Origin of the sequence: Saccharothrix sp. NRRL B-16348, from assembly GCF_001280085.1 — a bacterium.
In the GTDB taxonomy this organism is placed as follows: Bacteria; Actinomycetota; Actinomycetes; order Mycobacteriales; family Pseudonocardiaceae; genus Actinosynnema.
This window is the reverse complement of record NZ_LGED01000091.1, coordinates 87,466-100,461: the sequence shown is the minus strand read 5'-3', so window position 1 is coordinate 100,461 and position 12,996 is coordinate 87,466. Positions and strand designations below refer to the sequence as shown.

General features: G+C 73.2%; 14 protein-coding genes. 9 read left to right on the top strand and 5 right to left on the bottom strand.

Annotated elements, in window-relative coordinates:
• Window positions 1–49 precede the first annotated feature (49 nt).
• From ADK67_RS10880 to ADK67_RS10860, 5 genes are read left to right on the top strand one after another with little or no spacing between them, the layout of a single operon-like run.
• Window positions 50–388 (top strand): PadR family transcriptional regulator, encoded by a 339-nt coding sequence (locus ADK67_RS10880; protein WP_053716277.1) that lies wholly within the window; start codon window positions 50–52, stop codon window positions 386–388.
• Window positions 370–1,047 (top strand): permease prefix domain 1-containing protein, encoded by a 678-nt coding sequence (locus ADK67_RS10875; protein WP_053716276.1) that lies wholly within the window; start codon window positions 370–372, stop codon window positions 1,045–1,047. Before ADK67_RS10880 ends, ADK67_RS10875 begins: the two co-directional genes overlap by 19 nt.
• Window positions 1,048–1,075: 28 nt before the next feature.
• The gene (locus tag ADK67_RS10870) at window positions 1,076–1,423 is read left to right on the top strand and encodes a DivIVA domain-containing protein (protein ID WP_053716275.1); all 348 of its coding nucleotides are present in this window, start codon (window positions 1,076–1,078) and stop codon (window positions 1,421–1,423) included.
• The gene (locus ADK67_RS10865; protein WP_053716274.1) at window positions 1,410–1,823 is read left to right on the top strand and encodes an SRPBCC family protein; all 414 of its coding nucleotides are present in this window, start codon (window positions 1,410–1,412) and stop codon (window positions 1,821–1,823) included. Before ADK67_RS10870 ends, ADK67_RS10865 begins: the two co-directional genes overlap by 14 nt.
• Before the next feature lie 5 nt (window positions 1,824–1,828).
• The gene (locus ADK67_RS10860) at window positions 1,829–2,368 is read left to right on the top strand and encodes a DNA-3-methyladenine glycosylase I (RefSeq protein ID WP_442974125.1); all 540 of its coding nucleotides are present in this window, start codon (window positions 1,829–1,831) and stop codon (window positions 2,366–2,368) included.
• Between the two features lie 3 nt (window positions 2,369–2,371).
• Here the strand turns inward: ADK67_RS10860 and ADK67_RS10855 are convergent, their stop codons facing one another.
• Entirely contained in the window at window positions 2,372–3,151 is a 780-nt protein-coding gene (locus ADK67_RS10855; protein ID WP_053716272.1) for an enoyl-CoA hydratase-related protein, read from the bottom strand.
• A 15-nt stretch (window positions 3,152–3,166) separates the two neighbouring features.
• A complete protein-coding gene (locus tag ADK67_RS10850) occupies window positions 3,167–3,946 on the bottom strand; it encodes a PaaX family transcriptional regulator (RefSeq protein WP_053716271.1) in 780 nt (259 codons plus the stop codon).
• A 262-nt stretch (window positions 3,947–4,208) separates the two neighbouring features.
• Between ADK67_RS10850 and ADK67_RS48865 the strand changes: the two genes are divergently transcribed.
• A complete protein-coding gene (locus ADK67_RS48865; protein ID WP_012783412.1) occupies window positions 4,209–4,376 on the top strand; it encodes a DUF3117 domain-containing protein in 168 nt (55 codons plus the stop codon).
• A 191-nt stretch (window positions 4,377–4,567) separates the two neighbouring features.
• The gene (locus ADK67_RS10845; protein ID WP_053716270.1) at window positions 4,568–6,025 is read left to right on the top strand and encodes a leucyl aminopeptidase family protein; all 1,458 of its coding nucleotides are present in this window, start codon (window positions 4,568–4,570) and stop codon (window positions 6,023–6,025) included.
• A gap of 161 nt (window positions 6,026–6,186) precedes the next feature.
• Here the strand turns inward: ADK67_RS10845 and ADK67_RS10840 are convergent, their stop codons facing one another.
• Window positions 6,187–7,053, bottom strand: coding sequence for a LysR family transcriptional regulator (locus ADK67_RS10840; protein WP_231648123.1), 867 nt, complete (start codon window positions 7,051–7,053; stop codon window positions 6,187–6,189).
• 56 nt (window positions 7,054–7,109) lie between these two features.
• Between ADK67_RS10840 and ADK67_RS10835 the strand changes: the two genes are divergently transcribed.
• Complete coding sequence (locus ADK67_RS10835; protein WP_053716268.1) at window positions 7,110–8,408, top strand: MFS transporter; 1,299 nt, start codon at window positions 7,110–7,112, stop codon at window positions 8,406–8,408.
• Between the two features lie 1,292 nt (window positions 8,409–9,700).
• On the opposite strand, the gene glgA is transcribed toward ADK67_RS10835, so the two are convergent.
• Window positions 9,701–10,864: a glycogen synthase gene (gene glgA / locus ADK67_RS10830; RefSeq protein ID WP_053716267.1), complete on the bottom strand. Its 1,164-nt coding sequence runs from the start codon at window positions 10,862–10,864 to the stop codon at window positions 9,701–9,703.
• A 104-nt stretch (window positions 10,865–10,968) separates the two neighbouring features.
• Between glgA and glgC the strand changes: the two genes are divergently transcribed.
• Window positions 10,969–12,183, top strand: coding sequence for a glucose-1-phosphate adenylyltransferase (glgC, locus tag ADK67_RS10825; RefSeq protein WP_053716266.1), 1,215 nt, complete (start codon window positions 10,969–10,971; stop codon window positions 12,181–12,183).
• Window positions 12,184–12,296: 113 nt separating this feature from the next.
• Here glgC and ADK67_RS10820 read toward each other — a convergent pair whose 3' ends face one another.
• Window positions 12,297–12,923 (bottom strand): O-methyltransferase, encoded by a 627-nt coding sequence (locus ADK67_RS10820; protein WP_053716265.1) that lies wholly within the window; start codon window positions 12,921–12,923, stop codon window positions 12,297–12,299.
• Window positions 12,924–12,996: the final 73 nt, after the last annotated feature.

Below are 12,996 nucleotides of genomic sequence, written 5' to 3'. Positions count from 1 at the left end.
GGATGTCCCGGATTCCCACCCCGGTCCTGGATCCGTAGAGTGCCTACCCATGAAGTCCGACGCGTTGCGGGGGCATCTGGACGCGCTACTGCTGGCCACGCTCGACGGCGGCCGGCTGCACGGCTACGCCATCATCGAGGCGTTGCAGCGGCGCAGCGGCGGCGCCCTCGACCTGCCCACCGGCACCGTCTACCCGGCCCTGCGCCGGCTGGAGACCGCCGGCCTGGTGACCAGCGAGTGGAGCACCGTCGGCGGCCGGCAGCGCCGCACGTACCGGCTCACGAAGGCCGGCCAGCGCGCCCTCGCCGCCGAGCGCACCGCGTGGCGCGAGTTCACCACCGCCATCGAGGGCGTGCTGGGAGGTGGGCCGTGGCCGGCGCAGGCGTGATCGACGACTACGTGACCGCCCTGGACCGGCGGCTGCGCGGACCGGACCCGGTCAAGGACGACCTGCTCGCCGAGGCCAGGGACAGCCTCCACGACGCCGCCGCCGCGCACCTCGACCGCGGGCTCGGCGAGGAGGACGCGCAACGCCGCGCCGTCGCCGAGTTCGGCCCGGTCACCGCCATCGCCCGCGAGTACCAGGGCCTGCTCGGCCTCGCCTACGGCGCGCGCACGCTGCGGTCGGTGATGCTGGTCATCCCCCTCGCCTACGTCATGTGGGAGCTGAACCGGAGGTTCTGGATCGGCGCCTGGGACGACTTCAGCGCCCCGCCGCCCGACTGGTACCTCACCGTCGCCCGGCTCAACGACACGTCGGCGTGGTTCGCGGCGGGCGCGGCGGTGCTCGCGCTGCTCATCGGACGGCGGCTGGCCCGCACGGCGGTCAGCACAGTGACCCTGGCCAGGCTCGGCGGCGCGGTCGCCGTCGCCGCGGTCGGCCTGTCCCTGCTCAGCAACGTGGCGATCCTGGCCGCCACCGCCTACCTGGACGTGGCGCGGCTGTTCCTGTCGCCCCCGGTGACCGCCGCGACCGTCGTGTCGATCGCCATCGCGCTGCGGCTCGCCGTCCTCGCCCGGCGCTGTGTGGTGTTCTCGTCGGTCTGACCCGAGGGGCATGTGTCACGATCGTCACGTGACCTCAGCGCTCATCTACATCGTCGTCATGGCGCTCGTCGCGGCCGTGGTCTTCCTGCTGGCCGCGTTGGTGTTCGGGCGTGGCGAGGAACTGGCGCCGCTGCCGCCGGGCGCGTCGCCGACCCGCCTGCCGTCCGACGACGTGACCCCGGACGACGTGCGCGACCTGAAGTTCCAGCAGGTCCTGCGCGGCTACAAGATGACCGAGGTGGACTGGGCGCTCGACCGCCTGGCCGACGAGGTCGAACGGCTGCGCGACCGCGTCGCGGAACTGGAGGCCGAGCTGGGCGTCGACCACGAGCAGGCGCCCGAACCCGACCGGGAGCCGGAGCATGACCCGGCTTGACCTGCGCGTCGCCGTCGAGGCGCCGGCCGGGACCACCTGGGCGGCGCTGACCGACTGGGCCAGGCAGGGCGAGTGGATGCTCGGCACCACCGTCCGCGTGACCAGCGGCGACGGCGCCGGCGAGGGCAGCGGGCTGGCGGCGTTCACCGGCCTCGGCCCGCTCGGGTTCACCGACACCATGCGCATCACCGCGTGGGAGCCGCCGGTGCGCTGCGCGGTCGAGCACACCGGCCGCCTCGTGCGCGGCACCGGCGAGTTCGTCGTCGTCCCCCGCGGTGACGCGCGCAGCGAACTGGTCTGGTCCGAGGACATCGCCCTGCCGCTCACCCTGGCCTTCGCGCCGGGTGTGAAATGGTCGCTGCGCCGCTTCGCCGCTTTCGCCCGGAGGTATGCCCCGTGATTGATGTGGTCCGCTGCCCGTGGGGCAACAGCACGCCCGACTACGTCGCCTACCACGACACCGAGTGGGGCGTCGAGCTGCGCGGCGAGGCGGCGATGTTCGAGCGGATGTCGCTCGAGTCGTTCCAGTCCGGCCTGTCCTGGATCACCATCCTGCGCAAGCGCGAGAACTTCCGGGCCGCCTTCGCCGGCTTCAAGCCCGCGGTCGTCGCCGAGTTCGGGCCCGCCGACTTCGACCGGCTGATGGCCGACGCGGGCATCGTCCGCAACCGCGCCAAGATCAACGCGACGATCACCAACGCCCGCGCCGTCGCCGAGCTGGACGTGCCGCTGGACGACCTGCTGTGGTCGTTCGCGCCCGAGCACCACGAACGGCCCGCCACGATCGCCGACGTGCCCGCCGTCACGCCCGAGTCCAAGGCGATGGCCAAGGAGCTCAAACGCCGCGGCTTCGCGTTCCTCGGCCCCACCACCTGCTACGCGCTGATGCAGGCCACCGGCATGGTCGACGACCACATCGCGGCCTGCTTCCGCGCCGGTTCCTGACCGCTACTTACCGGTGAACGTCGGCTTCCGCTTGGCCACGAACGCGGCCACCGCCTCGCGGTGGTCGGCCGTCGCGCCCGCCTCCGCCTGCGTGCGCGCCTCCACCTCCAGCGCCGCCGCCAGCTCACCGGAGAACGCCATCGCCTCCTTGATCTTGGCGTAGGCCGTGGTCGGCCCGGCGGCCAGCTTGCGGGCCAGCGCCTGCGCCGTCGACAGCACCTCGCCGTCCGGCACGACCTGGCCCACCATGCCGATCCGCAACGCCTCCTCGGCGCCGACCGGCTGCGCCAACAACATCATCTCCATCGCCCGGCCGTGCCCGATCAGCCGCGGCAACGTCCACGACGCGCCCGAGTCCGCCGTCAACCCCACGTTCGCGAACGCCATCAGGAACTTCGCCCCGACCCCCGCCACCCGCAGGTCGCACGCGTACGCCAGCGACGCCCCCGCGCCCGCCGCCGTCCCGTTCACCGCCGCGATGACCGGCTTCGGCATGCCGACGATCGCCTTGATCAGCGGGTTGTAGTGCCGCTCCACCGTCTCCAACGGCGCCGGGTCGCCCGCCTCCAGCAGCGCGACGTGCTCCTTCAGGTCCTGACCGGCGCAGAACGCCTTCCCCGCCCCGGTGACGACCACCGCCCGCACGGCGTCGTCCGCGGCGGTCTCCACCACGGCCTCCAGGAACCGCTCCTTCAACGCCACCGTGAACGAGTTGAACGACTCGGGCCGGTTGAGCGTGAAGGTGCGCACGCCGTCAGCGTCGTCGATGAGGAGTTCGGACACGGGGTGACCTCCGGGTTAGTGGTGTGCGAGGCAGTCGTCGACGAACTTGGCCACCGCGGGCGCGAGGCGGTTCGTGTGCCGGTCGAAGAACTCGGCCGCCTCCGCGCCCGGCCAGTCGGCGGGCAGCAGCTCGCGCGGCAGGCCGGGGTCGCGGAACAGGAACTTGCGCCAGGCGTGCAGGAACCGCTGCGACGCCGCGAACGCCGCCGACGGCGACGTACCGTCCACAGCGGACATCACCGGCTCCCACTCGGCCACGAACCGCGCGTAGTCCCGCCCCAGCGTGGCCAGGTCCCACGCGCGGGCCGCCAGCTCCGCCGGGTCGCCCTCGTGCTCGCCGTGGAACGTGCTGCCGAGGACGTGCTCCGCGGTGAGCACGTCCGCCAGCTCCGGCGACGGCCGCGGCGCGATCCACGTCACCGGGCCCAGCGCGCCGTAGCCGAGCAATTGCAGGGAGGAAGCGAGCCGTTCGCGCGCCTCCCGCGCCGGCAGCTCCTCCAGCACCACCACGTGCCAGCGACCGTCCCAGGTGGACGGCCGGGTGCGGTAGATGCGGGCCGCCGCCTCGTCGAGCCGCCGTTCCGCGCGAGGTGTCATCGCGTAGCCGGGGCCGTCCGGCAGGCGGACGGGTTCCAGCCAGCCCTGCCGCACGGTGCGCGAGACGGCCGTGCGCACGGCGGGGGCCGCGAAGTCCAGCGGCTCCAGCAACCGGACCAGGGCGGCGATCGTCGCCGCGCCACCCCGCTCGCGGAGGTGGCCGCCGTAGACGTCGAAGAGCGCGGAACGGGCTCGCACGAGAGCCGAGTCTGTCAGGGCGACCCCGCGACACGCCACAGAGCCGTGCGCGGTCACGACCAGGTGACGGCCGGCGGCCGGCGCGGAAGTCGTTGCGGCACGGCGATCCTGGCCCTGATCTGCGGCTTGGTGAAGATCGTCAAACGGTCGCCGGACGGCCGGAAAGATCGGTTCGGTTTCGCTGCCGAGTCCGCATAGGGGAGAATGGCCGGAGTATCCGGCCCTGGTCGGACGGGGAAGATGTTGACGGAGGGAGCACGCGATGGCGGCCATGAAGCCCCGGACCGGCGACGGTCCCCTCGAGGTGACCAAGGAGGGGCGCGGCATCGTGATGCGCGTTCCGCTCGAGGGTGGTGGGCGCCTCGTCGTCGAGATGTCGGCGGATGAGGCCAACGCCCTGGGCGACGCCCTCAAGGCAGCCGCCGGCTGACCAGCCGGAGAAGAGAATGCGTCGACGCCCCGGTTTCCACTGTGGAACCGGGGCATCGCTACGTCGTGCCGCGCCGGTGGCGTCCCGTGCGCTGACGACGTCGCAGCGGAGGCCCATCTGCGGCTTCACCTGCGGCTTTAGCTGCGGCGCCACCGGTTCCACCGCCTGTCGGCCCTATCGGAGGTCCCCCCGTGCGAGCACCCCTGCCCACCCCGCTGGTCACCGTCGAGGTGGCCGACACCCTCCGGCGAGGTGTGCCCGCGGTGCTCGTCGCGTTCCCCGGCGACCCGGTGCGGTTGGGGCCCGGTGGCGAGGGCGTGGACGACGTCGGTGACGTGAGCGGCGCGGCCGGTGCGACGTCCAGGCAGGGTCGGACGTGGGTCGTCGGCGTCGGCGACGGCGGGCCGGGCGACTGGCGCAAGGCGGGCGCGTCGCTGGTGCGGGCGCTGCACGCGGACGCCGAGAAGGCGGGCGGGACGACGTTCGACGTGCGGCTGCCCGCTGACGTGGCGGCCGAGGCGGTGGCGGCGTTCACGCTGGGCGCGGCGGTCGGCGGCTACCGGTTCAAGGTGACCGCGTCGGAGGCCCCGCCGAGGGTGAAGTCGTTGCGCCTGGTCACCGGGGTGGTGGGGCTGGCGGACGTCGTGCGGAAGGCGAACGCGCTGGCCGCCGCGACGTCGTTGGCGCGCGACCTGGCGAACATGCCGTCAAATGTGAAGGATCCGTCCTGGCTGGCCGCCGCGGCGGTGAAGGCCGCCCGCGCCGTGCCCGGTCTCCAGGTCGAGGTCCGGGACGAGAAGTGGCTGGCCGAGCAGGGGTTCGGCGGTGTGCTGGCGGTTGGCGGCGGCTCGTCCCGGCCGCCGAGGTTCATCGAGCTGACGTGGCCGGGCGTCGACGCCGGCGCGGACGGGCCGCACCTGGTGCTGGTCGGCAAGGGCATCACGTTCGACACCGGCGGTGTCTCGATCAAGCCCGCCGAGGGCATGCACCTGATGCGCACGGACATGTCCGGCGGTGCGGCGGTCGTGGCGGCCCTGGTGGGGATCGCGCGGCAGAGCCTGCCCGTCCGGGTGACCGGTCTCGTGCCGGCCGCCGAGAACCACGTGTCGGGTTCGGCCTACCGACCGGGTGACGTGATCACCCAGTACGGGGGCACGACGACCGAGGTGACGAACACGGACGCGGAGGGCAGGCTCGTGCTGGCCGACGCGCTGGCCTACGCGGTGCGGAACCTGCGGCCGGACGTGCTCGTGGACGTCGCGACCCTGACCGGCGCGATGAAGGTGAGCCTCGGCCTGCGCACCGGTGGGCTCTTCGCCACGGACGACGACCTGGCCGCGCGCGTGGCCGAGTCCGGCGCGCGGGTCGGCGAGTCGTGGTGGCGGATGCCGCTGCTGGAGGACTTGGCGGAGGACGTCCGGAGCGACATCGCCGACGTCCGCCAGTGCCCGCCCGGCCCCGGCGGCATCACCGCGGCGCTGTTCCTCAAGGAGTTCACGGGTGGCCTCCCGTGGGCCCACCTGGACATCGCCGGCCCCGCGCGAGCCGACAAGGTCTACGACGAGGTGGTCGCGGGAGCCACCGGCTTCGCCGCCCGAACCCTGATCGAACTGGCCGAGACCTACACCCGACCGCACACGATCGGGTGATCATGGCCGGAAAATGTACGGAAACACCGTTACCGCACCTCGGTTGAATCGAGGAACCGCAACCACCCCGACCACCACCTGAAGCGGACGGTGGGGGAGGAGCGGTACGGCGGAAAGGCGGACGGGCCGTGGCGGGCAGGGCGGTGGGGCGGTGAGCGGGATCACGGGGCCAGCGCGTGCTCCCGGAACGCCTGGACGGCCGGCGGGAGCGGCACGTCGGTCAGCCAGACCAGCGCGATCTCCCGCCCCGCCCGCGGGGTGAGCGGGATCTCCGGCAGGCCTGACGGCGAGTCGGCGTGCGGCAGCAGCGCGACGCCCAGGCCCGCCGCGACCAGCCCCCGGACGGTTTCGGTCTCCTGGCCCTCGAACGCCAGCGCGGGCACGAAACCGGCCGCGGCGCACAGGTCGTCGGTGATCTGCCGCAGGCCGTAGCCCGGCTCCAGCCCGACGAACTCCTCGCCCGCCAGCTCGGCGACCCGCACCGACCGGCGGCCGGCCAGGTGGTGGCCCGGTGGGACGACGAGGATCAGCTCCTCCTCGCGCACGACGGCGTGCGTGAACGCGGGGTCGGTCGGCGGCGGCGAGACGAGGGTCAGGTCGAGGACGCCGTCGGCCAGCTGGGTGAGGATGTCCTGGCGCGAGTTCTGGACCAGGCGGAATCGCACGGACGGGTGATGTTCGCGGAAGCGGCTGACCAGGGTCGGGACGACCGACCTGCCCAGGAGGTGGAGGAAGCCGAGCGCGACCTGGCCACGTTCGGGTGAAACTTCCTCGGTCGCGGCGCGGTGGCCGGCTTCCAGGGCGGTCAGGGCGCGGTCGGCGGCTTCGCACAGTAGGCGGCCTGCCCTGGTCAGGCGGACTCGGCGACCCGATCGTATGACGACCGGCGCGCCGAGTGACGTGCCCAGGGCGGCCAGCCAGCGGCTCACGGTCGGTTGGGGCACGCCGACGGCTTCGGCGGCGTGGGTGACGTGCTCGTCCGCGGCCAACGCGCGGAGAACGGCCAGTCGCGGCACCAATTCATCCATCACCGCATGGATTATCGCAAACTGCCGCATTGGACGCATGGATTAGCGTCGAAGACGTGCCCAGCCGCCTCACCACCGCCGTCGCCGCCACCGGCCTGGCCACGTTCGCGCTGCTCTACGCGCCGCAATCGGTCCTGCCCGACATCGCCCGCGAGTTCCGCCTCACGCCGGCCGAAGCGTCCCTCGCCGTCAGCGCCGCGACCGGCGCCCTGGCCCTCGCGATCATCCCGATGGCCGCCGTCGCCGACCGGGTCGGCCGACGCCGCGTCATCGTCTGGTCCGTCCTCACCGCCGCCGCCCTCGGCCTGCTCCTCCCGCTCGCCCCGACCTACGAAACCCTCCTCGCCGCCCGAGCCCTGCAAGGCGTCGCCACCGCGGGCGTCCCCGCGAGCGCCATGGCGTTCCTCGCCCAGGAAGCACCCAAGACGCACGTCGGCGCGGCCATCGGAGCCCTGGTCGCGGGCAACAGCGCCGGCGGCATGCTCGGCCGCCTCATCACCGGCTTCACCACCGACGGCACGTCGTGGCGCACCGCCCTGGCCCTCGCCGGCGCGTTCGGCGCGGCCTGCGCGATCACCGCCGCCCTCCTGCTGCCCAAGGGCCACCACGCCGAACGCCGCCCGAGCGCGCTCCGGGACGCCCTCACCGACCGGGTCCTGCTCTGCCAGTACGCGATCGCGATCCTCTCGGTGGCGGCGTTCATCTCGGTCTTCAACGTCATCGGCTTCCGACTCACCACCGACCTGGGCCTGCCCACCGGCCTCGCGACCCTCGTCTACCTCGCCTACGCGGCGGGCGGCGGCACGTCCGCCGCCGCGGGCCGCCTGGCCGACCGCCACGGCCGCGCCCGCGTCGCCCTCGCCGGCCTCGCGCTGACCGCCGCCGGCGCCGCGATCACCCTCCCCGACCACGTGGCCGCGATCGCCGTCGGCCTCACCCTGTTCACCGGCGGCTTCTTCGCCGCCCACGCGGTGGCGAGCGGCTGGGTCGGCGCCCACGCCCCCGACCACGTCCGCGGCCAGGCCTCGGGCGTCTACCTGTTCGCGTACTACGTCGGCAGCAGCACCGGCGGCACGGCGGGCAGCGCCGCCTACCAGGCCCACGGCTGGCCGGGACTGACCGTGCTGATCACGGTGTGGCTGGCGCTGGCGGCCGTCGCGGTCGGCGCCGCCCACAAGGCACAGGCGCACCGACCTCAGAAGTCCAGCGGCACCTCGACCGCCGCGCCACCGGTCACCGCGACCTCGCCCAGCTGCGGCAACGCCACCGTCCCCGCGGCCACCGAGAACGTCGCCGCCCGCACGTCCTCCGGCACCTCGTACACGACCGCCACCGGCAGGGTGTCCCCGCCGTAACGCGCGCCGACCTGCCGCGCCGCCTGCCCGCCCGGCAACGTCAACGTCAACAGCGACGCCGTCCGCCCCGCGCCGACCACGCTCGGCAGCCCGTGCCCGACCAGCCGCAACTCCACCAACGCCGTCCCGGCGCCCGCCGTCGCCAACTCGTACTGCCCGTTCGCCGACACCGGCCGCTGCCGACCCAGCCGGGCCCGCACGACCTCCACCGAACCGGCCGTCGCGCCCAGCGAGATCGGCGTCGACACCGAGATCGCCTCCGGCCCCGGCGCGCGCCGCAGCACCTTCGGCGCCTCGCCGACGACCACCCCGGTCGGCACCTCGACCCGCTGTTGCAGCGACTTCGCCCCCACCGTGTCGAGCACCAGCGACTCCTGCCCGCCGGCGACCGGCACCGTGTAGACGATCAGCGCCGACCCGTTGTCCGGCAGCCGGTCGGCGGGCAGCCGGTGGCGTCGGCCCGGCACGTCCAGCGACAGCTCCGGCGGCTGCGGCAGCCACCCGCGCCACGGCGTCTGCCCGAACGCCGAGTCGACCTCCGCGTGCCGCGTCACCCGCACCCGCAGCACCCGCAACGCCACCCCGTGCTCGGCCCGCAGGTCACCTTCCGCGGTCGGCCACACGGTCGGCGACGAGTACCCCGTCACGTTCACCTCGAGCTGGTCGTCGCGCACCATCGCGGACGCCGCGTCGAGCACCTGCCCGTCGTCGGGCAGCACGGCCAGGAAGTCCGGCCCCGCCTGGCCGACGCCCTGGTCGGCGTCGGTCTCCCGCCCGTCGGTGCGCACCAGCTTCCCCACCGGTGTGCTGCGGGCGCCCTGCGCGGGCACCTGCGGCGGCTGCACCTCCAGCCGGATCCCGGAGGCGTTGCTCTCGACCTTCTTCAACGGCACCGGCACCCAGTCGGTGGTCGCGGCCGTGCCGGGCACCTGCACGGGGCCGCACCACAGCCGCGTGTCGACCTCGAACGCCTCACCGGTGCGCGCGAACCAGCAGCTCACCGCGTCCTGGCCGGTCCGGGCCACGTACCCGAACGACAGCGTGTAGCTCAGCTCCGCCTCGGCCCGCGACTGCAGGCCGGGCGCGTCCAGCACCGCCTCTCCCTCGATGGTCAACCTGACCTGCTCCGCGCTGAACGCGGGCGTGGCGCACCCGCCGGCCACCAGCGCGAGCAGGAGCACAAGCCACCGCATAACGCCCCCAGTAGTCGCCCCTACTGGTTAAAGGCGGTCGGCGCCCCATACCGTTGCATCGCGGCCGAGTGGCGCACGTCACAGTGCGGGGTCAGCTGATCACGGGGAGCCCTTCAGCGCCGCCGAGTACACCGCCACGGTCTGCTCGGCGACCGTCGCCCACGAGAACTCCTCGATCGCCCGCGCGCGCCCCGCCTCGCCGAACGCCGCCGCCCTCGCCGGGTCGCCGAGCACCTCGTTCACCGCGTCGGCCAACGCCACCCGGTACGCCTCGACGTCCTTCTCGTCGTAGTGCACCAGCAGCCCGGTCCGCCCGTGGTCGACGACCTCCGGGATGCCGCCCACGTCGGACGCCACCACGGCCGTGCCGCACGCCATCGCCTCCAGGTTCACGATGCCCAGCGGCTCGTACACCGACGGGCACACGAACACCGTCGAGTGGCTCAGGATCTGCCGCACCTCGGCCGGCTGGAGCATCTGCTGGATCCAGAACACCCCCGGCCGCGACGCCGCCAGCTCCGCCACCGCGAGCCGCGTCTCCTCGGCGATCTCCGGCGTGTCCGGCGCGCCCGCGCACAGCACGACCTGCGCGTCCGGCGAGATCCGGTGCGCGGCGGCGACCAGGTGCCCGACGCCCTTCTGCCGGGTGATCCGCCCCACGAACGTCACGATCGGCCGCGCCGGGTCGATGCCGTGCCGGAGCAGGGCGTCGGTGTCGGAAACGGGGTGGTAAGCGGTCGTGTCGATCCCGTTGCGCACGACGTGCACCCGGGCCGGGTCCAACGCCGGGTAGCAGTCCAGCACGTCGGCGCGCATGCCCTCGCTGACCGCGATCACCGCGTCCGCCGCCTCGTACGCGGTCCGCTCCACCCACGACGACACCCGGTAGCCGCCGCCCAGCTGCTCGGCCTTCCACGGCCGGCGCGGCTCCAGCGAGTGCGCGGTCACCACGTGCGGGATGCCGTGCAGCAGTTTCGCCAGGTGACCGGCCATGTTGGCGTACCAGGTGTGCGAGTGCGCGAGCTGCGCGTCGCCCAGCGCGGCGGCCATCTCCAGGTCGACCGACAACGTGGCCAGCGCGGCGTTCGCCTGCTCCAGGCCGTGCGCGGGGTTGTGCGCCCTGGCGTCCGCGCGCGGCCCGCCGAAGGCGTGCACGTCCACGTCGACCAGTTCGCGCAACCTCGGCACCAGGAAGCCGACGTGCACCCCAGCGCCGCCGTAGACCTCCGGCGGGTACTCCCGTGTGAGCAGTCCAATTCGCACGGGGCTCACCGTAACCCCGTGGCCGGGGGCAGCCGGGTGAACGAGCGGAGTTTGCGTTACTTCGCCGTTGGTGGGCCGGTGGTCACCCGGTTAGGGTCGTTGCTGTGAAAGGGCAACCGCACGTTCTAGGAATTGTCCTCGCCGGTGGCGAAGGCAAACGGTTGTGGCCGTTGACCGCCGACCGGGCAAAGCCGGCGGTGCCCTTCGGCGGTAACTACCGGTTGGTGGACTTCGTCCTGTCCAACCTGGTGAACGCGGGTTTCGTCAAGCTCTGCGTGCTCACCCAGTACAAATCCCATTCCCTGGACCGGCACATCTCCACGACGTGGCGACTGTCCAATGTGCTCGGCCAGTACGTCACGCCGGTGCCGGCGCAGCAGCGGCTCGGGCCGCGCTGGTACACCGGCAGCGCGGACGCCATCTTCCAGTCGTTGAACCTCGTCAACGACGAGAAACCCGAGCACGTGATCATCTTCGGGGCCGACCACGTCTACCGGATGGACCCCGGCCAGATGGTGGAGCAGCACGTGGAGACCGGGGCGGGCGTCACCGTCGCGGGCATCCGGGTGCCGCGGGCGGAGGCCAAGGCGTTCGGCTGCATCGACTCCGACGCGACCGGGCTGATCACCCGGTTCCTGGAGAAGCCCGCCGAGCCGCCGCACGTGCCGGACGACCCCGAGGTCACCTTCGCGTCGATGGGCAACTACGTGTTCACCACGGAGGCGCTGATCGACGCGTTGCGGGCGGACGCGTCGAACCCCGACTCCGACCACGACATGGGCGGCGACATCATCCCGATGCTCGTCGACCAGGGGCAGGCGCACGTCTACGACTTCGCCGACAACAAGGTGCCGGGCGAGACCGACCGCGACCGGGGCTACTGGCGCGACGTGGGGACCATCGACGCCTACTACGAGGCGCACATGGACCTGGTGTCGGTGCGGCCGGTGTTCAACCTCTACAACCAGGCGTGGCCGATCCGGACGGCGACCCCGCCGCTCCCGCCCGCGAAGTTCATCGCGGGAGGCAGCGCCGAGGACTCGATGGTGGGGCCGGGTTCGATCATCTCGGGGACCATCCACGGGTCGGTGATCAGCTCGGACGTGGTCGTGGAGTCCGGGTCGGTGGTGCAGGGGAGCGTGCTGCTGCCGGGCGTGCGGATCGGGCGCGGCGCGGTGGTGCGGCGGGCGATCCTGGACAAGAACGTCGTCGTGCCCGACGGCGCGTTGATCGGCGTGGACCCGGCGACGGACCGGCAGCGCTACACCGTGTCGTCAGGCGGGGTGACGGTGCTCGGGAAGGGCGTCACGGCCCACTGATGGTGTGAGGTGCGGTCGGGGACCTCCTCCGCGGCGGTCCCCGACACCGCGCCGACCTGCCGTGATTTCACCCACACGGGTGACCCCGGCGGGGTGAGGTCAGCCGGGTGAGGTCAGCCGACCTTCGCCGCGACCAGCAGGCCGTCGCCGAGCGGCAGGATCACCGGGACCAGGCGGTCGTCCTCGCGGACCGACCGCGCCACCTCCCGCATCGCCGTCGTGTCCGGGTCGCGGTGCGACGGGTCGACCACCCGGCCGTGCCACAGCACGTTGTCGAACGCGATCACGCCGCCCGGCCGCAGCAGCCGCACGCCCTCCGCCAGGTACTTCGGGTACTCCGACTTCGCCGCGTCCACGAACACCAGGTCGTACGCGCCGTCGGTGAGCCTCGGCAGCACGTCCAGCGCCTGACCCATGATCAACCGGGTCCGCGACACCGCGACCCCCGCCTCCGCGAACGCCACCCGGGCCGCCCGCTGGTGCTCCGGCGCCACGTCGATCGACGTGAGCACGCCGGCCGCGGGCATGCCGCCGAGCAGGTACAACGCGCCGACACCGGCCCCGGTGCCGATCTCCACCACGGCCTTGGCCTGCAACGCCGCGGCGAGGAACCGCAGCGCCGCCCCGCCGCCGGACCCGATCGGCACGCACCCCAACTCGGCGCCACGAGCCCTGGCGGCCGTGATCACGGCGTCCTCGGGCAGGTAGCGCTCCACGTACTCGCGCGTCGGCGCATCCACAGCACGAAGGCTAACGCCGCCGGCGTCGGTTCGGGTGAATCTCGCCGACAACCCGGATTCTCAGCATGCTCTC

Excerpts from the sequence above, each read along its gene's own strand:
- ADK67_RS10880 (WP_053716277.1), top strand. The coding sequence starts at position 50 with ATGAAGTCCGACGCGTTGCGGGGGCATCTGGACGCGCTACTGCTGGCC.
- ADK67_RS10865 (WP_053716274.1), top strand. The coding sequence starts at position 1,410 with ATGACCCGGCTTGACCTGCGCGTCGCCGTCGAGGCGCCGGCCGGGACC.
- ADK67_RS10840 (WP_231648123.1), bottom strand. The coding sequence starts at position 7,053 with ATGGATGAATTGGTGCCGCGACTGGCCGTTCTCCGCGCGTTGGCCGCG.
- ADK67_RS48865 (WP_012783412.1), top strand. The coding sequence starts at position 4,209 with ATGGCGGCCATGAAGCCCCGGACCGGCGACGGTCCCCTCGAGGTGACC.